The organism is Pseudomonas sp. GD04091, from assembly GCF_029836165.1.
Classification (GTDB): Bacteria; Pseudomonadota; Gammaproteobacteria; order Pseudomonadales; family Pseudomonadaceae; genus Aquipseudomonas.
This window is the reverse complement of sequence record NZ_JAOEBG010000009.1, coordinates 74632-100763: the sequence shown is the minus strand read 5'-3', so window position 1 is coordinate 100763 and position 26132 is coordinate 74632. Positions and strand designations below refer to the sequence as shown.

Sequence of the window (26132 nt, the reverse complement as noted above, 5' to 3'; positions counted from 1 at the left end):
CGACACGCAAATGCATGACAAGGACAGCTGGATCGCAGCCGTCAGCCAGGTGCTGGACGGTTATCTGCTCAAGGCCGAGGGCGACCGCTTCGCCGATACCGGCAAGGCGCACCTGGCCCAGGACCTGGCCCGCTGCTTCGACCGCGACGAGCCGGTGCGCATGGTGCTGCCGGGCTTCCCCTGCAAATCGCCGAACGACCGCGACAAGACCTTCGGCGTGCTGCCGGACTACGGCGAGGTGATGGCCATCGAACGTCTCGACCGCCTCGGCCAGGAAATCGCCGCGTTACATGGGCCAGGCTGCGAGATTGCCATCCTCAGCGATGGCACCACCTTCAACGACATCGTCGGCGTGCCCGACGAGGTACGCCGCGCCTACAACCTGGCCCTGCGCAGCCTGTGCGTCACCCACTGCATCCGTTGGGTGAGCATGGAAGACCTGTTCCCCCAGGCCAGCAGCCCGGAGGCGCTGCGTGCGACATTGGTCAAGCAGGCGCGCCTGCCGTGGAAGAACGTCGAGGCGTTGATCGAGCACTGCCAGGTCGACGAAGCCCTGGCCCGCAGCCACGACAAGCTGTGCAGTCACCTGTACAACGACCTGCGCCTGTGTTGCGAGCCAGGCCAGGATCAGGACGAGCACTTACGCCAGCTCTCCCACAAGGCCTACCAGATGATGCTGCGCGGCCAGGCGCTCAATGCCGCGGTCGATCGCTTCTTCCCCGAGCACATCCGCCTGTCGGTGCACCAGTACGACAACGCCGGCCCTAAGTTCACCTTGGCCCTGGCCGAGGGCCTGGACCACGTCGTCAGCCCTTGGCACGCGGTGCCGGTGCGCCAGCTCGATGGGGGCCAGTCGCTGCGCGGCCGTGCCGAGATCGACGGCTCCCGGCATGTGCCGGTGACTTGGCAAGGGCGGCCGTGGCTGCTGCATGAAACCAGCGGCGAGGCCCTGGAAGGCTATCGCTTCGAGCTGCAGAAACTGCCGCTGTTCGGCCTGCTGGTCAGCGCCCCCTCGGGGCAAGGCCCGCAAGGGCTGGCTACCGAGACCTTGCAGGCGCTGGTGCGCAGTTTCGGCTTTGTCTGCCTGAGGGGCTGCGAGTACTCCGACCAGGCCAACTTCGCCGCCGATTGCGCGCGCTTCGGCACCATCTACCGTTGGGCCTTTGGCGAAGTGCACGTGGTCAAGCCGGCCGACCAGCCCCAGGGCGTGGTGCATTCGCTGGAGAAGACGCCGCTGCACTGGGACCTCAACCTGCTGCCCGACAGCGACCCACTGGTGCAGCGCGACCCCAAGTTCTGCGCCCATACCTTCATGCTCTACTGCAAGACGCCGCCGCAGCCCGGGGAAGGGCAGACCACGATCGTCGACAGCCGTAACGCCCTGCGCCAGGTCGGGCTCAAGGTGGCACGGCAATGGCAAGGCGTCGACATCACCTACTACACGCGCATGACTTATTTCGGCGGTTCGCCGCGTACCTACCCGCTGGTGGACCGCGACCCGCGCACGGGCGAGCCGGTGCTGCGTTATCAGGAAGGTTGCGAGTCGACGCTGCAGACCCTCGAGCAGCAGGTGCAAGGGGGCGACGAGGCCTACCAGCGCGGGTTGATCGAGCAGCTCGACGGGCTGGTCTACGACCCGCAGTGCCTGATCGCCCATGAATGGGCGGCGGGCGACCTGGTGTTGATCGACAACTACCAGACCCTGCACGGGCGCCTGCCCATGAGCGCGGCTTCGGCTTCGCGCGAGTTGTGGCGGGTGCAGGTGTACTGACCGGCCAGGCGACTCCGTGGGAGCGGCCTTGCGTCGCGAAAGGGCCGCATCGCGGCCCCAGGCTTCATGCCCTGCCACAAGGTCGCCGGGGCTGCTGCGCAGCCCTTTCGCGGCACAAGGCCGCTCCTGCAGGGATCCTTGGGTTCTGAACTTTATGGTTTTTCATGCGATGCCACTGAAAGGTTTTAGAAAAACAGGAATATTTCCTTTGCGAATTTTAATTGGCAGGATTATCTTCTGATTCGGCCGCCGCAGCGGCCAGCGTCGCTCGGACGGTTCCGGGCGCTTACGTCTCCAGAGGAAATCATGGCCAACCCAGGTTCGCCGCGCCGCTTCGCGCGCATCGATCGTCTGCCCCCTTACGTCTTCAACATCACCGCCGAACTCAAGATGGCCGCGCGCCGCCGTGGCGAGGACATCATCGACCTGAGCATGGGCAACCCCGATGGCGCCACGCCGCCGCACATCGTCGAGAAGCTGGTGCAGGTCGCCCAGCGTGACGATACCCACGGCTACTCCACTTCTCGTGGCATCCCGCGCCTGCGCCGGGCCATCTCGAACTGGTACCAGGAGCGCTACGACGTCGAGATCGACCCGGAAAGCGAAGCCATCGTCACCATCGGCTCGAAAGAGGGCCTCGCGCACCTGATGCTCGGCACCCTCGACCATGGCGACACGGTGCTGGTACCCAACCCCAGCTACCCCATCCACATTTACGGCGCGGTCATCGCCGGAGCGCAGGTCCGCTCCGTGCCGCTGGTGCCGGGCGTGGACTTCTTCACCGAGCTGGAGCGGGCGATTCGCGAGTCGATCCCCAAGCCGAAGATGATGATCCTCGGCTTCCCGTCCAACCCTACCGCCCAGTGCGTCGAGCTGGACTTCTTCGAGCGGGTGGTGGCGCTGGCCAAGCAGTACGACGTGCTGGTGGTGCACGACCTGGCCTACGCCGACATCGTCTACGACGGCTGGAAGGCACCGTCGATCATGCAGGTGCCGGGGGCCAAGGACATCGCGGTGGAATTCTTCACCCTGTCCAAGAGCTACAACATGGCTGGCGCATCGGTTTCATGGTCGGCAACCCCGAACTGGTCAGCGCCCTGGCGCGGATCAAGAGCTACCACGACTACGGTACCTTCACCCCGCTGCAGGTGGCCGCCATCGCCGCGCTGGAAGGGGACCAGCAGTGCGTGCGCGATATCGCCGAGCAGTACCGCCAGCGTCGCAACCTGCTGGTCAAGGGCCTGCACGAACTGGGCTGGATGGTCGAGAACCCCAAGGCGTCGATGTACGTCTGGGCCAAGATCCCCGAGGCCTATGCGCACCTGGGGTCGCTGGAGTTTTCGAAGAAGCTGCTGGCCGAGGCCAAGGTCTGCGTGTCGCCGGGGATCGGCTTTGGCGACTACGGCGATGACCATGTGCGCTTCGCCCTGATCGAGAACCAGGACCGCATTCGCCAGGCCATTCGCGGCATTCGCCAGATGTTCCGGGCCGATGGGCTGACTGGCAAGTAAGCAGGTCCGACCTGATCGCGGGGCAAGCCCGCCCCCATGCAAGGCGTGGGGCTTGCCCCGCGATGCATTTGCGCCGATCAGCGGCGATCTTTTTTTGCTTCACCCCTCTTCTCAGCCGCTCGCGCCTGGATTACAAATAGCGCCGCGGGCGTGCGCCCGGATAACAACAACCTCCCTCCCTGGCCATCATGTCCGAACAGAATCCTTGCCTGACCTGCGGCGCCTGCTGCGGCTACTTTCGTGTGTCTTTCTTCTGGGGTGAGTGCCAGTCCGCCGGTGGCGTGGTGCCCGACGACCTGGTGGTGCAGATCAACCCGACCCGGGTCGCGATGATCGGCACCGACGCCAAGCCGTGCCGTTGCGTCAGCCTGGGCGGTGAGATCGGCACGCAAGTGGCGTGCTCCATCTACGAGAATCGTTCCAGCCCCTGCCGCGAATTCGACGCCTCGTGGGAAAACGGCGTGCACAACCCGAGCTGCGATGACGCCCGGGCGGCCTATGGCCTGCCACCGCTGACGCCACCCGGGGCCAACGAGCCGCACTGGCCGGACGAGGGGGCAGAGGTCGCCTGAAGGGTGACCTGTTAGCCAGACCTTCGAGCTACGCTGTGTCGCGCAGGGCACGCAGTTGCGATACGTCACCCGCGATGCGATGTTCGTGGGGCAGGTGTCATCGCGTGGCGAGCCCGCTCCCACAAACCTGCGCACATTCTGGCCATTCGCCATGACCGTTCGTCGGTTGGATCCAATGGCCAAGCGGCTGAAACCCGCGAAACACGTGCCGCCTCGACAAAGTATTAACACCATTTGACCGGTCCAGACGCCGTACCAGCGGCTCCTGAGCGGCTACACATTCCTGCAAAGGAAACCTGTAGCCATCGATCAGGCGTTTCGGCCGTCGCGTGTTTAGCGCTCGCAACACCCCGCAGTGCACGCATTCAAGGACTGAAGTGCCTGATCCACGAAGGAGCTCTCCGTGGACAGACGTGCCGCCTCCCGTTCGCCCGCCCGTATCTCGCAATTGTCGCTTGCTGTCAGCCTGGCCGTCGGGGCGATGGCTTTTGGTTTGTCCAGTGAACAGGCGCTGGCCGCCTGCAGTGCGGCCGGGGCCACGATCACCTGCAACGGCGCGGCCAACCCGCTGGCGCCGAGCTATACCAATGGCGGCAGTGGCCTCAACGTTACCGTCAATCCGGGCGCGACCTTGGGAACCTTGCTGGGCGTGGGCGGTACTTCGCTGTCGCTGGCCGGTAACAACAACACCCTGAACAACTCCGGCACCATCGATCCGACGTTGCTGGGGTTGTTGAGCATCCAGTCCTCCGCCGTGCTGATCGGCAACACCGGTACCTCCGGCAACCTCACCATCAACAACAATGCCACGGGGGTGATCAAGGGCACGGGTGCCTTGCTCGGCGCCAGCCTGCTGAACCTTACGGGCATGGCGCTGGACGCGCGCAACGGCTCAGCTGGCACTACCAACATCAGCAACGCCGGCAGCATCGGCTCCTCGGCACTGGCCAGCCTGACGCTGGTGAGCGAGGACACCCCGGTCATCGCAGTGACCGGCGGTAGCACGGTGAACTTCACCAACACCGGCACCATCCTGGGGCGGGCGGCGTTCGAGGCCTCCACGGCCGGCAATACCTTCACCAACGCCGGGTCCATCACCGGCAGCCTGTCGATGGGTGCCAACAGCGCCAACCGTTTCAACGCCATCACCGGTTCCAGTGTCAGTGCCGGGCTGGGCGTGGGCGTCGCCTTGCTGGTGACCAGCAACCCCAACCTCGCGTATGCGGCCGCGGGCAGGATCGACGGCGGCGCCGGCGGCACCAACACCCTGGCACTGCGCAACGCCATCGGTGGCGGCAGTGGTACCGGCGGCACCGGCACCATCAATGCCGCCAACTACATCAACTTCAACCGCCTGGTCGTCGACAGCGGCACCTGGAGCCTGATCGGCCAGGTGCTCAACGGCACCACCCAGACCACCCTCAACGATGGCCTGGTCAACTTCGACAATTCCAGTGCCTTCGGTAGCGGTGCCATCACCGTCAATGGCGGTGGCCTGGCGGGCACCGTCGGTGGCCTGAGCCTGGCCAACAACCTCACCCTCAATGCCGGCTTGAGCGTCGGTGGCGCCACCGACATGGCCCTCAATGGCGTGGTCTCCGGTGTCGGCGGCCTGACCAAGACCGGTGCCGGTCTGCTCACCCTCGGCGCCACCAACACCTACGGCGGCGGCACCACCCTGGCCGCCGGCGGCCTCAACCTGACCAGCGCCGCAGCCCTGGGCAGCGGTGGCCTGACCGTCAGCGGCGCCAGCAGCCTGCAAGGCAGCGTGCCGCTGGTGTTGAACACCGCAGTGGCGCTGAACGCGGCGCTGAGCCTGCCCGGCAGCAACGCCCTGACCCTCGGCGGCGTGCTCAGCGGCAGCGGCTCGCTGGTCAAGAGCGGCGGCGGCAACGTGACGCTGAACGGCATCAATACCTTCAGCGGCGGTACCACCCTGGCCGGCGGCACACTGACCATCGGCAACGACAGTGCCCTTGGTACCGGCGCCCTGACCCTCACCGGCAACGGAACCCTGGACAACACCGCCGCGCTCACCCTGGCCAACGCCGTCAGCCTCGGTGGCAGCACCCTCACGCTGCCCGGCAGCAACGCCCTGACCCTGAACGGCGTGATCAGCGGCACCGGCGGCCTGACCAAGAACGGCGCGGCCGACCTTACCCTCAATGGCGTGAACACCTACAGCGGTACAACGACCTTTGCCGGCGGCAAGCTCACAGTCGGCAACAGCGCCGCGTTGGGCACTGGTGCCCTGGCCCTGACCGGCAATGCCAGCCTGGACGCCAGCAGCGCGGTCAGCCTGGGCAACGCGGTCAACCTCGGGGCCAACACCCTCAACCTGCTCGGCACCAGCGCCACCACCCTGGGCGGCGTCATCAGCGGTACCGGCGCCCTGGTCAAGAATGGCGCCGCTGACCTGAACCTGAACGGCAACAACACATTCAGCGGCGGCCTGACCCTCAACACCGGCAAGCTGACCGTCGGCAACAGCAATGCGCTGGGCACGGGAGCCCTGACCCTGGGCGGCAACGCCAGCCTCGACGCCAGCACGGCGGTCAGCCTGGGCAACGCGGTCAACCTCGGGGCCAACACCCTCAACCTGCTGGGCACCAGCGCCACCACCCTGGGCGGTGTCATCAGCGGCACCGGCGCGCTGGTCAAGAACGGTAGCGCCGGCCTGACCCTCAACGGCAGCAACACCTTCAGCGGCGGCACCACCCTCAACGGCGGTGTGCTGACCGTGGGCAACAACAATGCCCTGGGTACCGGCGCGCTGACCCTGGGCGGCAACGCCAGCCTCGATGCCGGCGTTGCGGTCAACCTGGGCAACGCCGTCAACCTGGGCGGCAACACCTTGACCCTGCCGGGCACCAGCGCCACCACCCTGGGTGGTGTGATCAGCGGCAGCGGTGGACTGGTCAAGAACGGTGGCACCAACCTGACCCTGGGTGGCGCCAATACCTTCAGTGGTGGCCTCAATCTCAATGCCGGTACGCTCACCTTGACCAACGCTGCGGCCCTGGGCATGGGGGCGCTGGTGGTAGGCGGCGCCTCGACGCTGGCCAACTCCGCGGCGATGACCCTGAACAACGCTGTCAGCCTCGGCGCCAACCTGACCCTGGCCGGCGCCAACAATCTCAACCTGGGCGGTAATCTCAGCGGCGCCGGCGGCCTGATCAAGAACGGCAGCGCCAGCCTGACCCTGGGCGGCAACAACACCCACAGCGGTGCCACGGCGCTCAATGCCGGCACCCTGGTGCTGGGCAGCAGCACCGCGCTGGGTACGGGCGCGCTCAATGCCGCGGGCAACACCACGCTGGACGCCAGCGTCGCCGGGCTGAACATTGGCAACGGTATGAACCTTGCCGGCAACCTCAACCTGCCCGGCAGCAACGACCTGATCCTGAGCGGCGTCATCGCTGGCGCTGGTGGCCTGACCAAGGCCGGCAGCACGACCTTGACCCTGAACGGTGCCAACACCAACAGCGGCTCCACCTTCCTCAATGGCGGCACCCTGGTCGTCGGCAGCAACACCGCGCTGGGCACTGGCACGCTCAACACCGCCGCTGGCACCCATCTGGACGCCAGCGCCGCGGTCAACCTGGTCAACGACACCATCATCGCAGGCCCCCTGACCATCGACGGCAGCGCCAACCTGGGCTTGAGCGGCGTGCTCAGCGGCATCGGCTCGCTGGTCAAGAATGGCAACGCCAGCCTGACTCTCAGCGGCAACAACGTCTTCACCAACGGTACCCAGCTCAATGCCGGCACGCTGATTCTCGGCAGCAACACGGCACTGGGCATCGGCGGCCTGTCCCTGGGCGGCAACGCCAACCTCGACACCAGTACTGCGGTTGCGGCCACCAACACCATCAGCCTGGGGGGCAACACCCTGACCGTGCTGGGCAGCAACGCCACCACCCTGACCGGGCAGATCAGCGGCACTGGCGCACTGGTCAAGAGCGGTAGCGCCGGGTTGACCCTCAACGGCAACAACACCTTCAGTGGCGGCACCACGCTCAATGCCGGACTGCTGACCCTGGGCAACAGCAATGCCCTGGGCACGGGTGGCCTGACCCTGGGCGGCAATGCCAGCCTCGATGGCAGTGGCACCCTCAACCTGGGGAACGCCATCAACCTCGCCGGCAATACCTTGACCTTGCCGGGCAGCAACACCACCACCTTGAGCGGTGTGATCAGCGGTACGGGAGGGCTGGTCAAGAACGGTGGTACCAACCTGACGCTGTCCGGTGCCAATACCTTCAGTGGCGGCCTCAACCTCAACGCGGGTACCTTGACCCTGGCCAGCGCCGCCGCACTGGGCACTGGCGCCTTGACAGTCGGTGGCGCCTCGACGCTGGCCAACTCGGCGGCGATGACCCTGAACAACACGCTCAATCTGGGCGCCGACCTGACCGTGCCCACCACCAGCAACCTCACCCTGGCCGGCAACATCAGTGGTAGCGGCGGTCTGGTCAAGAACGGCAGCGCCACGCTGACCCTCAGTGGCAACAACAGCCACAGCGGCGTCACCACGCTCAATGCCGGCACCCTGGTGCTCGGCAGCAGCACCGCCCTGGGCACCGGCGCGCTGAATGCCGCCAACAACACCACCCTGGACACCAGCGTCGCCGGGCTGAACATCGGCAACGCGCTGAACCTGGCCGGCAACTTCATCCTGCCGGGCAGCAACGACGTGACCCTGAGCGGCATCATCGCCGGTGCTGGTGGCCTGACCAAGAACGGCAGCACCACCCTGACCCTGACCGGCGCCAACACCAACAGCGGTATCACTCGCCTCAACGCCGGCACTTTGGTGGTTGGCAGCAACACCGCGCTGGGCACCGGCACCTTCAACACCCTGGCTGGCACCCACCTGGATGCCAGTACCGCGGTCAGCCTGGCCAACGACGTCACCATCGCAGGTCCCTTGACCATCGACGGCACTGCCGACCTCGGCCTGGCCGGGGTGGTCAGCGGCATCGGCTCGCTGGTCAAGAACGGCACCGCCAACCTGACCCTGAGCGGCAACAACGTCTACACCAACGGCACCCAACTCAATGCCGGCACGCTCACCCTCGGCAGCAACACCGCGCTGGGGATCGGCGCCCTGACCCTGGGCGGCAACGCCAATCTCGACGCCAGCACCGCAGTGGCGGTGACCAACGGCATCAGCCTGGGCAGCAACACCCTGACCGTGCTGGGCAGCAATGCCACCACCCTCGGTGGCCTGATCAGCGGCAGCGGCGCGCTGGTCAAGAATGGCAGTGCTGGACTGACCCTCAACGGCAACAACACCTACAGCGGCGGCACCACCCTCAACGCCGGGCTGCTGACCCTGGGCAACAACAACGCCATCGGCAGCGGCGCCCTGAGCGTGGGCGGCAATGCCAGCCTCGATGGCAGCGCCGCGCTCAACCTGGGCAACGCCATCAACCTCGGGGCCGGCGCCACCCTGACCTTGCCGGGCAGCAACGCCACCACTCTCGGCGGTGTGATCAGCGGCAGCGGAGCGCTGACCAAGAACGGCAGCACCAACCTGACCCTGTCGGGCGCCAACACCTTCAGCGCAGGCCTCAACCTCAACGCCGGCACCCTGACCCTGGCCAATGCCGCGGCGCTGGGTACCGGCGCGCTGAACGTCAGTGGTGCCGCGACCCTGGCCAACAGCGTGGCGATGACCCTGGGCAACGACGTCAACCTTGGTGCCAACCTGACCCTCGGCGGCAACAACAACCTGACCCTGGGCGGCGTGCTCGCCGGCACCGGCGGGTTGATCAAGACCGGCTCGTCCGACCTCACGCTCACCGGCAACAACACCTTCGGTGGGGCCATCGACCTGCTCGGCGGCAGCATCACCACGGTCGGCAGCACGGCCTTGGGCAATACCTTCGGGGTCACTGTCGGCAGCGGGGCCAGTCTGAACCTCGGCGCCAGTGCCACCGTCGGTGGCCTTGGCGGCGCCGGTACGGTGAACATCGCCAGCGGCAGCAACCTGACCCTGGGCGGCAACAACCTCAACAGTGTGTTCAGCGGCGTCCTGGCCGGCAGCGGCGGGCTGATCAAGAACGGCAGCGGCAGCTTCGAGCTTTCCGGTGTCAACGTGCTCGGCGGCAACACCACGGTCAATGCCGGCCTGCTCAACGTCACCGGCTCGCTGGCCAGCGCCAGCGTGCAGGTCAACAGCGGCGCGAGCCTCGGCGGCACCGGCAGCCTGCTGGGTGCGGTCGATATCGCCAATGGCGCGCACCTGCTGGCCAACAGCGGGGCGACCCTCAACACCGGTGCGCTGACCCTGCACGGCGGCTCGATCCTCGATTTCGGCCTCGGCTCCCCGGCCACCGGGGGCACGGCGCTGGTCAACGTCAACGGCAACCTGACCCTCGACGGCACGCTCAACGTGACGGATATCGGCGGCTTCGGCACCGGTATCTACCGCCTGCTCGACTACACCGGCGCGCTGGTCGACAACGGTCTGGACATCGGCAACGTCCCGGGCAGCGTGCTGCCGGGCGACCTGCAGGTGCAGACCTCAATCGGCAGCCAGGTCAACCTGCTGGTCGGCGGCGCCACCGGCACCGTGCAGTTCTGGGACGGGGCCCAGAGCGTGCCCAATGGCGTGGTCGACGGCGGCACCGGCATCTGGAATGGCAGCAACAGCAACTGGACCGACGTCAACGGCGTCTCCAACAACATCTGGACCAGCGACTTTGCTGTGTTCCAGGGCACCGCCGGCGACGTCACCGTGGTCGGCACCCAGGCCGCCACCGGGCTGCAGTTCGTCACCAACGGCTATCGACTGATCGGTGCCGGGGGCCTGGACCTGGTGAACGGCAGCAACGGCGCCTTTACCGTGCGAGTCGACCCGGGCGCCACGGCCACGCTCAACGTCGGCCTTTCGGGCAGCGGCCAGCTGGCCAAGCTCGATACCGGCACCCTGGTGCTCAATGGCGCCAACAGCTACAGCGGCGGCACGCTGTTCAATGGCGGGCGTATCGTGGTCGGCAGCAACACCGCCCTTGGTAGCGGGGCGGTGAGCGCGGCTGGCGGCGTGAACCTGGACAGCAACACCAGCGTCACCCTCGGCAACGCCCTGGCCCTGAGCGGTACGCTGACCATCGATGGCAGCGCCGACCTCGGACTGGCCGGCATCGTCTCGGGCAATGGCAGCCTGATCAAGGCCGGCGGCGCCAACCTCACGCTCGGCAACGCCAACACCTATAGCGGCGGTACCACCCTTGGCGGCGGTACCCTGACCCTGGGCAACGACCAGGCGCTGGGCACGGGTGGCCTGGCCGTCAACGGCGCCGCCAGCCTGGATACCACCGGCAACCTGGCACTGGGCAATACCATCGCCCTGAACGCCAACCTCAGCCTGCCGAGCAGCAACGATCTCACCCTCAGCGGTGCGCTCAGCGGCACCGGTGGCCTGATCAAGACGGGTTCCGGCACGCTCACCCTCAACGGCAGCAACAGCCAGCAGGGCACTACCAGCCTGAACGGTGGCACCCTGGTGGTGGGCAGCAACACCGCCCTGGGCACAGGTGCCCTGAATGCAGTCGGCGGCACCACCCTGAGCAGCAATGCCAACGTCACCCTGGTCAACCAGCTCAACCTGGCCGGCAACCTGACCATCGCTGGGGCGCAGAACCTGACCCTGGGCGGCAATATCACCGGTGTCGGCGGCCTGACCAAGACCGGCAGCGGCACCCTGACCCTGAACGGTACCAACGCCAACCTGGGCAACACCAACCTCAATGCCGGCGCCCTGGTGCTTGGCAGCGCCAGCGCCCTCGGCCTCGGCCAGCTCAACGCGGCTGCCGGCACCACGCTGGACAGCGCCGCGGCGATCAACATCGGCAACACCGTCAACCTGGGGGGCAACCTCACCATCACCGGCAGCAACGACCTGGGCCTGGGCGGGCTGGTCACGGGGGCCGGCAGCCTGACCAAGAACGGCGCCAGCAACCTCACCCTCAGTGGCGCCAACACCCTGACCGGTGGCGTGACCCTCAATGCCGGCACGCTGACCCTGGGCAACAACCAGGCGCTGGGCACCGGCACCCTGACCGTCGGCGGCGCCAGCAACCTGGCCACCAGCGGTGCCGTGACCCTGGCCAACCAGGTGACACTCAACAATACCCTGAGCCTGACCGGCAACAACAACCTGGCCCTCAATGGCGTGATCAGTGGCACCGGCGGCCTGACCAAGGCCGGCAGCGGCAACCTGACCCTCGGCGCCGCCAACACCTACCAGGGCACCACGACCCTTGGCGGCGGCACCCTGACCCTGGGCAACAACACCGCCCTTGGCACGGGCAACCTGGCGGTGACCGGCGACAGCACCCTGGCCACCACCGGTGTACTGCAGGTGGCCAACGCCATCGGCCTCGGTGCCGGTACCACCCTGGGCGTCAACAACACCCAAGCCCTGACCCTCGACGGTGTCATCAGCGGTGCCGGGGCGCTGAACAAGCTTGGCGCCGGACAACTGGTGCTCAATGGCAACAACACCTACGCCGGCGGTACCTCGCTGCAGGCTGGCAGCCTGTTGCTGGGCAGTGCCGGCGCCCTGGGCAGCGGTACCCTGACCGTCAACGGCGCCGCCAGCCTCGATGCCAGCCAGGCGCTGGCGCTGGTGAATGCCGTCAACCTCGCCGGTGGCAACCTGACCCTCGGTGGCAGCCAGGCGCTGACCCTCAACGGCGTGGTCTCCGGCAGCAACGGCCTGGTCAAGAACGGCGCCGCCACCCTGACCCTCAACGGCAACAACACCTACAGCGGCGGTACCACCCTCAACGCCGGCACCCTGGTGGTCGGCAGCAACACCGCGCTGGGCAGCGGCGCTCTCAGCACGGGTGCCAACGCCAGCCTCGAGGCCGGCGGCGCAGGCGCCACCCTGGCCAACAACGTACACCTGGGCGGCACCCTCAACCTGCCGGGCAGCGCCGACCTGACCCTAACCGGCGTGGTCGATGGCGTCGGTGCCCTGAACAAGGCCGGCGCCAGCACCCTGACTCTCAACGGCGCCAACAACTACCTGGGCGGCACGACCTTGAGTGCCGGCCGGCTGGTGGTCGGCAACGACAATGCGTTGGGGCAGGGCGCCCTGACCGTCGCCGGTGCCTCGACCCTGAGCAGCGCTGCCAGCACCACCCTGGCCAACAACGTCACCCTCAACGCCGGCCTGACCGTCGACGGCGCCAACGACCTCACCCTCAACGGCGTGATCAACGGCACCGCCGGCCTGGCCAAGAACGGCAGCGGCAACCTGACCCTCAATGGCAACAACGGCTACCAGGGCGGCACCCAACTCAACGCCGGCCGCCTGACCCTGGGCAGCAGCGGCGCGCTGGGCACCGGCACCCTCGCCGTTACCGCCGACGCCACGGTCGCCAACAGCGCCCCCATGGCCCTGGGCAACCTCATCGCCCTGAGCAATGGCGCCAACCTGACCCTCGACACCGCCAACGCGCTGATTCTCAGCGGCGACCTGAGCGGCACCGGCAACCTGGTCAAGACCGGCGTCGACGACCTCACCCTGGTCGGCGTCAAGACCTTCACCGGCAATGTCGACATCCAGGCCGGCTCCCTCACCACCCTCGGGAGCGGTGTGCTGGCCAACGTCGACACCCTCAATGTCGGTGCCAGCGGCCTGCTCAACCTCAACGGCGACGCCAGCCTCGGCAGCCTGACCGGCAGTGGCCAGGTCGATGTCGGCATCGGCAGCACCCTGAGCCTGGGCGGCAACAACCTCGACGGCACCTTCGCCGGCGCCCTCAATGGCCTGGGCGGCCTGGCCAAGGTCGGCAGCGGCACCCTGACCCTCACCGGCAACAGCAACCTGGCCGATAATACCCAGGTCAACGCTGGCACCCTCAAGATCGACGGCAGCCTGGGCAGCAACCTGCTGACCGTCGCCAGCGGCGCCACCCTGACCGGTAGCGGCAGTGCCAACGCCACGGTGATCATCAACAACGGCGGCCATCTGGCAGGGCAGAGCGGCAGCACCCTGGGCCTCGGCAGCCTGGTGCTCAACAGTGGTTCGATCGTCGATGTCGGCCTCGGCGCGCCGTCCACCGGCGGCACCGCGCTGTTCAACGTCGGCGGCAACCTGACCCTTGATGGCACGCTCAATGTCGGCAGCATCGGCGGCTTCGGCAACGGCGTGTACCGCATCTTCGACTACACCGGCGCGCTCACCGACAACGGCCTGGACTTCGGCAGCCTGCCGCTGGGCGTGGGCCTGGGCGACGTGACCCTGCAGACCGCCCTGGCCAACCAGGTCAACCTGCTGGTCAGCGCCGCCGGCCTGAACATCCAGTTCTGGGATGGCAGCCAGAGCGCGGCCAATGGCCAGGTCGACGGAGGCACGGGCGTGTGGAACGCCGGCAACACCAACTGGACCGACCTCAACGGCATGCTCAACACCAGCTGGGGCAGCGCCTTCGCGGTGTTCCAGGGCGCGTCGGGCGACGTTACCGTCGAGGGTAGCCAGACCGTCAATGGCCTGCAGTTCGTCAGCGATGGCTATCGCCTGCTGGCGGGCACCGGTGGCGCGCTCGACCTGATCAATGGCAGCGGTGGCGACACCAGCGTGCGGGTCGATCCCGGCGCCACGGCAACCCTCGATGTCGGCCTGAGCGGCGTCGGCAAGCTCAACAAGCTCGACAGCGGCACCCTGGTGCTCAACGGTAACAACAGCTACAGCGGCGGTACCCTGCTCAGCGGCGGTACCCTCATCGTCGGCAGCAACACGGCCTTGGGCAGCGGCGCGCTCGACACCGCCGCCGGCACCACCCTCGACAGCAATGCCTCGGTGATACTGGGCAATGCCGTCACCCTGGCCGGCCCGCTGAACATCGCCGGCAGCAACGACCTGGCGCTAAACGGCAACATCGGCGGCGCCGGTGGCCTGGTCAAGGCCGGTGGTGCACGGTTGGCGCTGGCGGGCAACAACACCTACGCCGGCAACACCGCATTGAACGGCGGCACCTTGGTGCTGGGTTCCAACACCGCCCTGGGCACCGGCAGCCTGAACACCGTGGCCGGCACCAGCCTGGACAGCAGCCAGGCGGTGACCTTGGGCAACAACGTCAATGCCACCGGTGACCTCACGATCCTGGGCAGCAACGACCTGACCCTCGGCGGCTCCGTCGGCGGCAGCGGTCGCCTGCTCAAGGCTGGCCTGGCCCGCTTCGCACTGATGGGCGCCAACACCTACAGCGGTGGCACCGACCTGCAGGCCGGCACCCTGGTGCTCGGCAACGACGCCGCCCTCGGCACGGGTGGGCTTGAGGTCAGCGGCAACGCCAACCTCGACAGCGCGAGCGCCGTCACCCTGGCCAACCCGGTCAATGTCAGCGGTGTGCTCAACGTGCTGGGCAGCAACGACCTGCACCTGGCCGGCGTGCTCAGTGGCGCAGGCGAGCTGAACAAGAGCGGCCTGGCCGACCTGACCCTGTCGGGCAACAACACCTTCAGCGGCATCCTCAATATCCTGTCCGGCAGCCTGAGCACCCTCGGCACCACCGCCCTGGGCACCCAGAGCCAGCTGAACGTCAGCAGCGGCGCCAGCCTCAACCTCGACGGCAACACCAGCCTCGGCGACATCGGCGGTACCGGTGCGATCCAGATCGCCGCCGGCAACAGCCTCACGGTCGAAGGCGGTGTGTTCGACGGCAATATCAGCGGCACCGGCACCCTGAACAAGCTTGGCAACGACACCCTGGCCCTGAACAGCGCCAATAGTCATACCGGCACCACCAACGTGCAGGCTGGCGGCCTGAAAGTGGATGGCTCGCTGGCCAGTGGCACAGTTAACGTGGCCAGCGGCGCGAGCCTCAGTGGTGCCGGCAGCCTCGGCGGCGCGGTGACGGTGGCCAATGGCGGCAATCTCGCCGCGACCAGCGGCAGCACGTTGAACGCTGGCAACCTGGTGCTCGACAGCGGCGCCAACTTCAATGCCTCGCTGGGCGCGCCGTCGACCGGCAGCAACCCGCTGGTCAACGTCGCCAACGACCTGACCCTGGGTGGCACCCTCAACGTTGCCGATATCGGCGGCTTCGGCGCTGGTGTGTACCGCCTGTTCGCCTACGGCGGCAGTCTGGTCAACAACGGCATGAGCTTCGGCAGCACACCGGTGCCGGTCACCGACCTGACCGTGCAGACCGCCGTCGCCAACCAGGTCAACCTGGTGGTCGGTGGCGCCAGCAACGTGCTGTTCTGGGATGGCAGCCAAAGTGTCGCCAACGGCGTGATCGATGGCGGCAGCGGCACCTGGGATGCCACCAACACCAACTGGACCGACGCCAACGGCGTGCTCAACAGCACCTGGAACGACACCTTCGCCGTGTTCCAGAACACCGCGGGCACCGTCACCGTCAACGGCAGCCACAACATCACTGGCCTGCAGTTCGTCACCGACGGCTATGTGCTCGATGCCGGCGCTGGCGGCGAGCTGCTGGGCAACGGCACCACCAACCTGCGGGTCGACAACGGCGTCACCGCCACCCTCAATGTCGCCCTCAACGGCACCGGCAGCCTCGCCAAGCAAGATGCCGGCACCCTGGTGCTCAATGCCGCCAACGGCTACAGCGGCGGCACCGCGCTCAACGGCGGCACCCTGGAGGTCGGCAACGACAGCGCGCTGGGCAGCGGCATCGTGACCGCCGCGGGCGGCACCACGCTGGACAGCAACACCGCCGTCACCCTGGCCAACGACGCCGTGCTCAACGGCGCCCTGGCCATCGCCGGCAGCAACGCCCTGACCCTCGACGGCGTGGTCAGTGGCGCGGGTGGGCTGATCAAGAACGGTAATGGCGTGCTGACCCTGAACGGTAGCAACACCTATAGCGGTGGCACCCAGATCAATGCCGGCGGCGTAGTGGGCAACACCACCAGCCTGCAAGGCGCGATCCTCAACAATGGCGCACTGACCTTCGAGCAGAACGCCAACGGCAGCTACACCGGCAACCTCACCGGCAGCGGTACCCTGGCCAAGAACGGCAGCGGCGAGCTGCTGCTGACCGGCGTCAACACCTTCACTGGCGCCACCAGCGTCAACGCCGGCACCCTGCTGGTCAACGGCCGCCTCGACAGCGCCACCGTGCAGGTCGCCACCGGTGCCCGCCTGGGCGGCAGCGGCACCTACGGCGGCGCCGTGCAGATCGCCAACGGCGCCACCCTGGCCGCCGGCCAGAGCGCCACGCCACTCACCGTCGGCAGCCTCGACCTGAGCGCGGGCAGTGCCCTGGACTTCAGCCTCGGCGCCCCGGCCGCCTCCACCACCGTGGTCAAGGTCAATGGCAACCTGGTGCTCGACGGTACGCTGAACATCACCGACGCCGGCGGTTTCGGCACCGGTGTGTACCAGCTGTTCAACTATGGCGGCACCCTGACCGACAACGGTCTGGTGTTCGGCGCCATTCCTGGCAGCGTGGCCCTGGGCGACCTCAGCCTGCAGACCGCCATCGCCAACCAGATCAACCTGGTGGTGCAGAACGTCGGCGAAGAACTGCAGTTCTGGAACGGCGGCAAGACCAACCCCGATGGCAGCATCGGCGGCGGCAGCGGCACCTGGGGCCCGAGTACCGGCTGGACCAACGCCAGCGGCACCAGCAACGAAGGCTGGAGTGGCGGTTACGCGGTATTCGGAGGCACCTCGGGGACCGTCACCGTGGTGGGCAACCAGTCGTTCGATGGCTTGCAGTTCCTCAGCGATGGCTATCAGGTCGTCCCAGGTAGCGGCGGCAGCCTGACCCCGGTCAACGGCGCCGACGGCAGCCTGGCCGCAGTGCGGGTCAACGCTGGGGCCACTGCCACCGTCAGTGCGCCGCTGGTCGGCACCGGCGGTATCGAGAAGCTCGACGCCGGCACCTTGATCCTCGCGGGCGCCAACACCTACAGCGGCGGTACCACCGTCAGTGGCGGCACATTGGTCGGCAATACCACCAGCCTGCCGGGCAACATCCTCAACAACGCCAGCCTGGTCTTCGCCCAGGGCAGCAACGGCACCTTCAACGGCACCCTCAGCGGCACCGGCACCACCACCAAGCAAGGTGGCGGCACCTTGCTGCTGACCGGCAACCAGCCGTTCAGTGGCGCCTTCAACGTCAACCAGGGCGTGCTCCAGGTGGGCGATGCCGCCAACCCGGGCAGCAACCTCGGCGCCCAGGTGACCGTGGCCAACGGTGCCGCGCTGACCGGCAACGGCACCGTCGCCGGGCTGACCAACAACGGCACCGTGCTGCCAGGGCCTGCCGGCAACCTGAACGTCTCGGGCAACTTCACCAATGGCGCCAGCGGTACGCTGGTCATCGACCTGGGCACCTCGCCGGTGAACTACCTCAACGTCGGCGGCACCGCCAACCTTGGCGGCAGCCTGATGGTGGCCAACCTCGCCAGCGGCAACGGCCAGTACACCGTGGTCAGCGCCGCAGGCGGGGTGAATGGCACCTTCGCCACCACCAACCTGGCCAACTCGGCGTTCCTCAACAGCTCGCTGGACTATGGCGCCAACCAGGTGACCCTGTCGGTCAGCCGCAACGGCAACTCCTTCGCCGACGTCGCCGCCACCGGCAACCAGCGTGGCGTGGCCACCGCCTTGAGCAGTGCCGGCGCACCGGCCGCGCTGGTGGAAAACCTGCTGCCGCTGGATAGCCAGGGTGCCCAGGCCGCGTTCGACAGCCTGTCCGGCGAGATCCACGCCAGCACCGCGACCGTGCTGATCGAGGACTCGCGCTACATCCGCGAAGCGGTCAATGACCGTCTGCGCCAGGCCGACTGCACCGACCCGAACGATCCACGCCGCACCCTGGCGCCGACCGCCAATCAGCAGCTGACCAGCGAAGGTTGCCAGGGCCAGGCCGTCGGCTGGATCCGCGCCATCGGCGGCTGGGGCACCTACGACGGCAGCAGCAGCCATGCCAGCGTTGATCGCGACCTGTCCGGCTTCATGCTCGGCGTCGACCGTGCCCTGGACGACGCGTGGAAGGTCGGCGTCGCCGCCGGCTACACCCGTTCCAGCATCGATGCGCACCGTCGCCGCTCGGACGCCTCGGTGGACAGCTACCACCTGACCACCTACCTGGGCTACCAGCTGGACGCCTTCGCCGCTCGCCTGGGCGTGGCCTACAGCTGGCATGACATCGACAGCAAGCGTGATGTCGAAGTCGGCGGCTACAACGATCGCCTGAAAGCCAAGTACGACGCGCGCAGTGCCCAGGTGTTCGGTGAGGTGGGCTATGCCATCGATGCAGGCGGCATAGCGCTGGAGCCGTTCGCCGGGCTGGCCTATGTCAACTACGACAGCGACACCGCCCGTGAGAAAGGCGGGGCAGGGCGGTTGCAAGGCAGCGTCGATCAGGACGTGACCTTCTCCACCGTCGGCGTGCGGGCTGGCAAGCGCATCAAGCTCGACAACGGCAGCGAGATCACCCCACGGCTGTCGCTGGGCTGGCGCCATGCCTTCGGCGACGACAAGCCCGATGCCGACCTGCGCTTCATCGATGGCGGCGCCGGGTTCAGCACCGAAGGTGTGCCGATCGCCAAGGATGCGGCGGTGGTCGAGGCGGGGCTGGATCTCTCGGTCGGGCAGAGCGGCAAGCTGGGGGTTGGCTACTCCGGGCAGCTGTCCAGCGAGAACCGCGACCATGGTGTGGTGGTGAGCTTCAGCATGGGGTTCTGAGGTAGATTGCCGGGGGCCGCTCTGCGGCCCTTTCGCGACACAAGGCCGCTCCCACATGTGGGAGCGGCCTTGTGTCGCGAAAGGGGCGCAACGCGCCCCCAGCGCCCTTCAGCCGTAAGACAATTCCGAATCTGAAACCAATTCCTTCAGCCTAACAGCCCTTGGGACCTATCCTACGCACCTGCCGGAAGGCTCCGCATTGGCTGGGAAATACCCCGGGGGTAACGTCGCCGGGTCGTCACATTTGGCGACCGGGTGTGAGAAGCCCGTCACCTGTTATGGCAGCCGTGCGCGTGCAGACTTTGGTCTGGCCGTGGTGTCTGGGACACGGCCTTCTCACCTCGCGTACGGCTGCCACCCTTGTCTGTGAGAAGGATGCTGGTGGTCGCTCTAGAATCCATTTCCAGAGTGACAAGCATGAAAAAGATACTTCCAGATTCACCCTTTCCCATCCCCTACATCACCATCATCAACGACCTCGCCCCCGAGGAAGCCATGGCCCAGGCCAACAAGCTGATGGAAACCCTCGCCGACACGGTCCACGCCTACGTGAACTGCCAGCCCGACGACCGTCTCGACGTGATGATGGACAGCGCCGAAATTCTCTCGCAGTTGGTACTGGCCCTGATCCGCCACGCCCGGGCCAAGGGGGCACCGGTATGAGCGACGACCTCAAGCCTGGCCCGACCCAGGGCCAGACCACCTGCCTCGAGATTTTCCGTATCCAGCCCGGCATCCCGTTCGATCGTGCCTTCAGCGACCTCTCCGTATTGCTCGGTTGTGTAGCGCACTTCACCACCGAGGCCGAAATGGAAGGCGAGCTCATGGCCGGCAGCGGCCGCGCGGATTCTCAGCGGCCTGGCCAAGGGGTTGATCGATGACATTGGGCTGGGGCTGAATCGAGAGCGGTGAACGGGGCTGCTGCGCAGCCCTTTCGCCGGCAAGCCGGCTCCCACCGGGTTTTGTGTAATGCCTGTGGGAGCCGGCTTGCCGGCGAAAGGGGCGCAAAGCGCCCCCAGGGATGCCAGACCGAGCCACTGTCGTTAGACTGTCATCTCCCCACCACCGGACAGGAGTCCCGGCGTGCCCGACCCCCGCAGTTTCCCCAGCGACCTGTGCCTCGACAGCCCACGCCTGCAGCTGCGCCCCATGCGCCATGGCGACGCGCAGCAGTGGCTGACCATCATGGCCGACCCCGAGGTGATGCGTTACTGGTACCACGCCCCCTGGCAGACCCTGGCCGAGGCCGAAAGCGCCCTGGCCGCCGACCGTGAAGCCTATGCCGACGGCCAGTTGCTCAAGCTGGGCATGTACCGCCGCGACAACGGCGAGCTGATCGGCATGGTCCAGCTGTTCAACCTCGAAGAGGGCTCGCGCCGTGGCGAGATCGGCTACTGCCTGGCCAAGTCCGCCCAGGGCCGAGGCTACATGGACGAGGCCCTGACCTGCTTCATCGACTACCTCGCCCATACCCTGCACCTGCGTCGCCTGGAGGCGGAAATCGATCCACGCAACCTAGGCTCGGCACGCACCCTCGAGCGCCAGGGCTTCGTCCTGGAAGGCACCTTGCGCGCCCGCTGGTGCGTGGCAGGCGAGCTGTCGGACTCGGGCCTCTACGGCCTGTTGCTCGAACCGCCTGTTGCCTGATGGCCAGCTACGGTATGGTCGGCCTTTGCCGATGAACGACGGAGCCCTGCGGTTGCCAGCTTTCTACCTGACCCTCAGCCTGCTGCTTTACCTTCTGGGCCTGGCCTTCGATGGCGCCCTGATGGGCGCCGGACGCCACATGCCGGCGCTGCAGATGCTGCTGTACGGGCCCTGGGGCATCGCCTTCGGGTTGTACCAGTGGTTCGCCAACCCGCTGCTGGCGCTGGCGATCCTCGCCCATCGCAGGTTCCGCCGCCTGGCGCTGGTCTGCGGGTTGGCAGCGCTGTACCTGGCGGCCAGCAGTTTCGCCATCACCCGGCTGCCGGACAATCAGAGCTACGCCTTCCAGGATGTCAGCGGCTTTGGCGCGGGGTTCTACCTGTGGCTGCTGGCGATCCTGGTGTTCTGCCTGGGGCAGCTCTGGTGGTGCTGGAAGGCGCGCTCGGCCGGCGATATGCCGGGTTGGCGCTGGCTGGATGTGGCGTTGATCGCAGCGCTGGGCGTGACCTTGTATGCGGCGACGCAGATGCCGTCGCTGCGCTTCGAGCCGCACAAGGTGATCGTGCCGCCGGAGCAGCCCCACACCTTGTGACCTGCCGCGCTTGAAGCGGGCTTCTATTTGGCGCCGCCGGGGCCATATACCACGGTGTGCGCTTCGCGGGCTTGGGCGTTTGAGCAGGACAGCTTGAATTTCAGGTCACCTGACGCGGGTCCCCCACTGCACCACGACCATCCCCAGCACGATCATCCCCACCCCGGCCAAGCGCGTCAGGTTCACCGGCCGCTCCGGCAATCCCATCAAGCCGAACTGGTCGATCAACAGCGACGACAGCACCTGCCCGGCCACCACGCAGACGATGAACCCCGCTGCCCCCAGCCGTGGTGTCAGCACCAGCGCGGCGGTGATGTAGAGCACCCCGGCCACGCCCCCGAACCAGGCCCACCACGGCGCCTGCGCCAGCTGCTGGAGCTGCGGCATGGGCGCGCGCATCAGCAGCAGGGCCGGTACCAGCATCAGCAGGCTGACCAGCAGCGACACCCCCGCCGCCCACAGCGGATGGCCCAGCAGGCGCCCGAGCGCGGCGTTGCTGCCGGCCTGGAACGGTACCGCGGCGCCGGCCAGCAGGGCGATGAGCAGGGGAAGGGCGGACAAGAGGTTGGCGGGCATGGTGTCTACTCCTGATCAGAACACTGGCGCCAGTCTCAGCTATGCATTTCAATGATGGAAATTCGAAATTCTGACAGGGTGTATTCGTACTGTGGATGATCTGCGCCGCATCGACCTCAACCTGCTGCTCACCTTGCACGCCCTGCTCAGCGAGCAGCACGTCTCCCGGGCGGCTCTGCGCCTGCACCGCAGCCAGCCGGCCGTGAGCCACGCGCTGGCGCAGCTGCGCGAGATCTTCGCCGATCCGTTGCTGGTGCGTCGCGGCGGTCGGTTGCAACTCAGCGCCCGGGCCGAAGCCTTGCAGGAGCCCTTGCATCAGGCCCTGCAACAACTCGACGGCCTGCTCGGCAGCCCCGGCTTCGAGCCAGGCAAGGCCCGGCGCACCTTCCGCCTGGCCATGTCCGACTACGGCGCCCGGGTGCTGCTGCCGGCCCTGATGCGGCTGCTGCGTCACCAGGCGCCGGGCATCGACCTGGTGGTGTCGCAAGGCAGCCGCGAGGCGATGCTCGGTCAACTGATCGATGGCGAAGCCGACCTGGCGCTGGGCGTGTTTCCCGAGTTACCGGCGGAGATGATGCAACAGGTGTTGTTCGAGGAGTCCTTTGTCTGCCTGGCCGACCGCGCGAGCCTGCCGGCACGCGGCGGTCTCGATCTCGATCAGTGGCTGGCCCGGCCTCATGTGCTGGTGGCCGTGCGACCCGGCATCGACAACGAAATCGACCAGGCCCTCGGCAGCCTGGGCGCGCGCCGACGCATCGCCCTGAGCTTGCCCCATTGGGGCGTGGCCCAGGGCGTGATCGCCGGCACCGATCTGGTGCTCACCGTGGCCCGTCGCAGCCTGGCCGGTGCGCGTCTGGATCCCGCCCTGCGCCAGTTTGCGCCGCCGCTGGCGATCGCGCCTTTCGCCTTCGCCCAGGCCTGGCACACCCGTCGCGAAGGGGACGCCGGGCATCGCTGGCTGCGTGGGCAGATCCAGGCGCTGTGCATGCGCTAGGCTATGTCGCGTTCACCCCAGACAAGGAACCTCCATGTTCAAGCGTTATCTGCTCGGCACCGCCGCCGTGCTGGCCCTGGCCACCGCCCACGCCGAGGACTACTCGCCCACCTACACCCAATGCATGGACAAGGCCTCCAGCACCCTGGCCATGGGCGCTTGCATCCAGGCCGAGACCCAGCTGCAGGACGATCGGCTGAACCGCGTGTACAAGCAGCTGATGGCCAAGCTCGACACCCAGCGGCAGAAGGAGCTGCGTGAGGTGCAGCGCACCTGGATGAAGTACCGCGACGGCAACTGCGCGTTTCACGGCAAGCTCAGCAGTGCCAGCATCTACCGCATCGAAGGGGCGATGTGCGAGATGGACATGAGCAAGGACCGCGCGGCGGAGCTGGAGCGGGTGCTCAGTCCGGGTCAGTGACCTGCTCGGATTCCTCGATCTGGCGCGATCCCCGTGGGAGCGGCAGTTCGCCGCTGCGATTAACCCGCGAAGGATCCGACGCGCTGCCTGGCACCGGCTACGCCGGTGTTCGCGGGTGAACCCGCTCCCACAGGGAGGCGCGGATTACCTGCGAACTCAGGTCCATGACTGAAGTACAGGGGAACAATCAGCCGTTGCGGCGCTGGCGCCCGGCCCGGGCCTTGAGGTACTCGCGTACTTCCACGCCATCCCCGGCGAATTCGATCCGGCCTGACTTGGCCTCGCGCTGGAAGGCGTACATCGGGTCGTAGTATTCCTCGAGCAACCCCTCGATCCAGCCCCGGTGCAGGTTTACATCGCCGCTGCGCAGCTGTTCTTCCAGGGCTTGATCCAGTAGCGCGGACAGCCGCTGGAAGCGTTCGCCGCCCAGGCGCTTGTGGATATTGGCCATGCTCTGGCGCATGCGTTCGGCGAACAGTCGGCGGCCGTCTTCTTCACCCTGTACGGCGATGAATTCAGCACACAGGTTGATCACATAATCACGCAGGATGCGCTCCACGCGGCTGGCGAAACTGTCCTCCAGCCACACCATCGGGTACTGCTGCATGCCCTGGTAGAGCTCCAGCGGCACCGAGCAGCTGCCGACGATGCGCCCTTCGTCTTCCAGCACGAATTGTTCGATTCCACGCGCGCGTTTCTTCAGCACATCGATGGCCAGGCGGTTTTCGAAGTCGATCTGCGCCGGCTGCGCGGTGGCGCGCTTGCCGAAGCTTGAGCCGCGGTGGTTGGCGTGGCCTTCGAGGTCCAGCACGTTGTCCAGCTGGTGCAGCACGTCGGTCTTGCCGGTGCCGGTCAACCCGCCCACCAGCACGAAGTCGCATTCACCGACGGCCTGTTGCGTGGTTTCCAGCAGCAACGTGCGCATGGCCTTGTAGCCGCCGACCACCTTCGGGTACTGGATACCGGCTTCCCGCAGCCAGCCCTGGACGATCTGCGAACGCAGCCCGCCACGGAAGCAGTAGAGGTAGCCGTCTGGATGGGCCTGGGCGAAGGCCGCCCAGGCATCCAGGCGCTGTTGCTTGAGCGCGCCGTTGACCAGTTGGTGGCCCAGGGTGATGGCGGCGGCCTGGCCCTGCTGCTTGAAGCAGGTGCCGACCTTCTGTCGTTCCTGGTCGTTCATCAGCGGCAGGTTGATGGCGCCGGGGAAGGCGCCCTTGGTGAATTCGATCGGCGCACGCATGTCCATCATCGGTACGTCGTCGAGGAACAGCTGTTTCAGCTCGGTGCAGTCGGGGCGCATCAGATCACCTCGACCGCGTGGCTCTGTCGCTCGACCAGCGCGCCGATCGGTGCCAGGTCCAGGCCCAGTTCGCGCGCCACGGCGAGGAATTCGGCCTCGCCCTCGGGCGTGACCGCCACCAGCAGGCCACCGCTGGTCTGCGGGTCGCACAGCAGGTGTTGCTGATCGTCGCTCAGCGCGCCGATCTTGTGGCCATAGCTGTCGAAGTTGCGCAGGGTGCCGCCGGGGATGCAGCCCTCGGCCAGGTAGTAGTCGACGCTGGGCAGGCGCGGCACGGCGTCGAACTGCAGGCGCGCGGTCAGGCCGCTGCCTTCGGCGACCTCGACCAGATGGCCGAGCAGGCCGAAGCCGGTGACGTCGGTCATGGCCTTGACGCCGTCGAGCTTGCCGAAGCGGCTGCCCGGGGTGTTGAGGGTGCACATCCAGTCGCAGGCCAGACCCTGGTCCTGCTCGCGCAGCTTGGCCTTCTTCTCGGCGGTGGTGAGGATGCCGATGCCCAGCGGCTTGGTCAGGTACAGCTTGCAGCCGACGCTGGCGGTGTCGTTGCGCTTGAGGTGGCGCTTGCTCACCACGCCGGTCACGGCCAGGCCGAAGATTGGTTCGGGGGCGTCGATGGAGTGGCCGCCGGCCAGGGGAATGCCGGCCTCGGCGCACACGGCGCGGCCGCCACGGATCACCTCGCGGGCCACTTCCGGCGGCAGCACGTTGACCGGCCAGCCGAGGATGGCGATGGCCATCAGCGGGTCGCCGCCCATGGCGTAGATGTCGCTGATGGCATTGGTGGCGGCGATGCGGCCGAAGTCGTACGGATCGTCGACGATGGGCATGAAGAAGTCGGTGGTCGAGACCACGCCACGCTCGTCGTCCAGGGCGTAGACGGCGGCGTCGTCGCGCGAGGCGTTGCCGACCCACAGTTTCGGGTCCAGGGCCTGGGTGCCACTCTCGGCCAGGATCACATCCAGCACCTTCGGGGAGATCTTGCAGCCACAGCCAGCGCCATGGCTGTACTGGGTCAGGCGAATCGGCTCGCTCATACGCACCTCGGAATTTTCGTGATGCG

General features: G+C 67.2%; 11 protein-coding genes and 2 pseudogenes. 10 read left to right on the top strand and 3 right to left on the bottom strand.

Annotation, left to right across the window (positions count from 1 at the left end; translation table 11 throughout):
* Positions 1-10 precede the first annotated feature (10 nt).
* The 8 genes and pseudogenes from N7422_RS13525 to N7422_RS13490 all read left to right on the top strand — a co-directional run bounded on the left by N7422_RS13525 (position 11) and on the right by N7422_RS13490 (position 21781).
* Positions 11-1771, top strand: coding sequence for an L-tyrosine/L-tryptophan isonitrile synthase family protein (locus N7422_RS13525; RefSeq protein WP_279807006.1), 1761 nt, complete (start codon positions 11-13; stop codon positions 1769-1771).
* A gap of 306 nt (positions 1772-2077) precedes the next feature.
* A pseudogene (alaC, locus tag N7422_RS13520) lies at positions 2078-3282 on the top strand (alanine transaminase).
* A gap of 188 nt (positions 3283-3470) precedes the next feature.
* Positions 3471-3854: a YkgJ family cysteine cluster protein gene (locus tag N7422_RS13515; RefSeq protein ID WP_110736798.1), complete on the top strand. Its 384-nt coding sequence runs from the start codon at positions 3471-3473 to the stop codon at positions 3852-3854.
* Between the two features lie 403 nt (positions 3855-4257).
* Positions 4258-19542 (top strand): autotransporter-associated beta strand repeat-containing protein, encoded by a 15285-nt coding sequence (locus N7422_RS13510; protein WP_279807005.1) that lies wholly within the window; start codon positions 4258-4260, stop codon positions 19540-19542.
* Between the two features lie 417 nt (positions 19543-19959).
* Positions 19960-20205, top strand: coding sequence for a hypothetical protein (locus tag N7422_RS13505; RefSeq protein ID WP_279807004.1), 246 nt, complete (start codon positions 19960-19962; stop codon positions 20203-20205).
* A pseudogene (locus N7422_RS13500) lies at positions 20202-20454 on the top strand (DUF3077 domain-containing protein). Before N7422_RS13505 ends, N7422_RS13500 begins: the two are co-directional and overlap by 4 nt.
* Positions 20455-20625: 171 nt before the next feature.
* A complete protein-coding gene (locus N7422_RS13495; RefSeq protein ID WP_279807003.1) occupies positions 20626-21189 on the top strand; it encodes a GNAT family N-acetyltransferase in 564 nt (187 codons plus the stop codon).
* Positions 21190-21241: 52 nt separating this feature from the next.
* The gene (locus tag N7422_RS13490) at positions 21242-21781 is read left to right on the top strand and encodes a hypothetical protein (protein WP_279807085.1); all 540 of its coding nucleotides are present in this window, start codon (positions 21242-21244) and stop codon (positions 21779-21781) included.
* 105 nt (positions 21782-21886) lie between these two features.
* Here N7422_RS13490 and N7422_RS13485 read toward each other — a convergent pair whose 3' ends face one another.
* A complete protein-coding gene (locus tag N7422_RS13485; protein WP_279807002.1) occupies positions 21887-22357 on the bottom strand; it encodes a DMT family transporter in 471 nt (156 codons plus the stop codon).
* 91 nt (positions 22358-22448) lie between these two features.
* Between N7422_RS13485 and N7422_RS13480 the strand changes: the two genes are divergently transcribed.
* Entirely contained in the window at positions 22449-23351 is a 903-nt protein-coding gene (locus tag N7422_RS13480; RefSeq protein WP_279807001.1) for a LysR family transcriptional regulator, read from the top strand.
* A 34-nt stretch (positions 23352-23385) separates the two neighbouring features.
* Complete coding sequence (locus N7422_RS13475) at positions 23386-23772, top strand: lysozyme inhibitor LprI family protein (protein ID WP_279807000.1); 387 nt, start codon at positions 23386-23388, stop codon at positions 23770-23772.
* Positions 23773-23959: 187 nt separating this feature from the next.
* Here N7422_RS13475 and mnmH read toward each other — a convergent pair whose 3' ends face one another.
* Entirely contained in the window at positions 23960-25072 is a 1113-nt protein-coding gene (gene mnmH, locus N7422_RS13470) for a tRNA 2-selenouridine(34) synthase MnmH (RefSeq protein ID WP_279806999.1), read from the bottom strand.
* Complete coding sequence (gene selD, locus N7422_RS13465) at positions 25072-26106, bottom strand: selenide, water dikinase SelD (protein WP_279806998.1); 1035 nt, start codon at positions 26104-26106, stop codon at positions 25072-25074. The genes mnmH and selD overlap by 1 nt, the downstream gene beginning before the upstream one ends.
* Between the last annotated feature and the right edge of the window lie 26 nt (positions 26107-26132).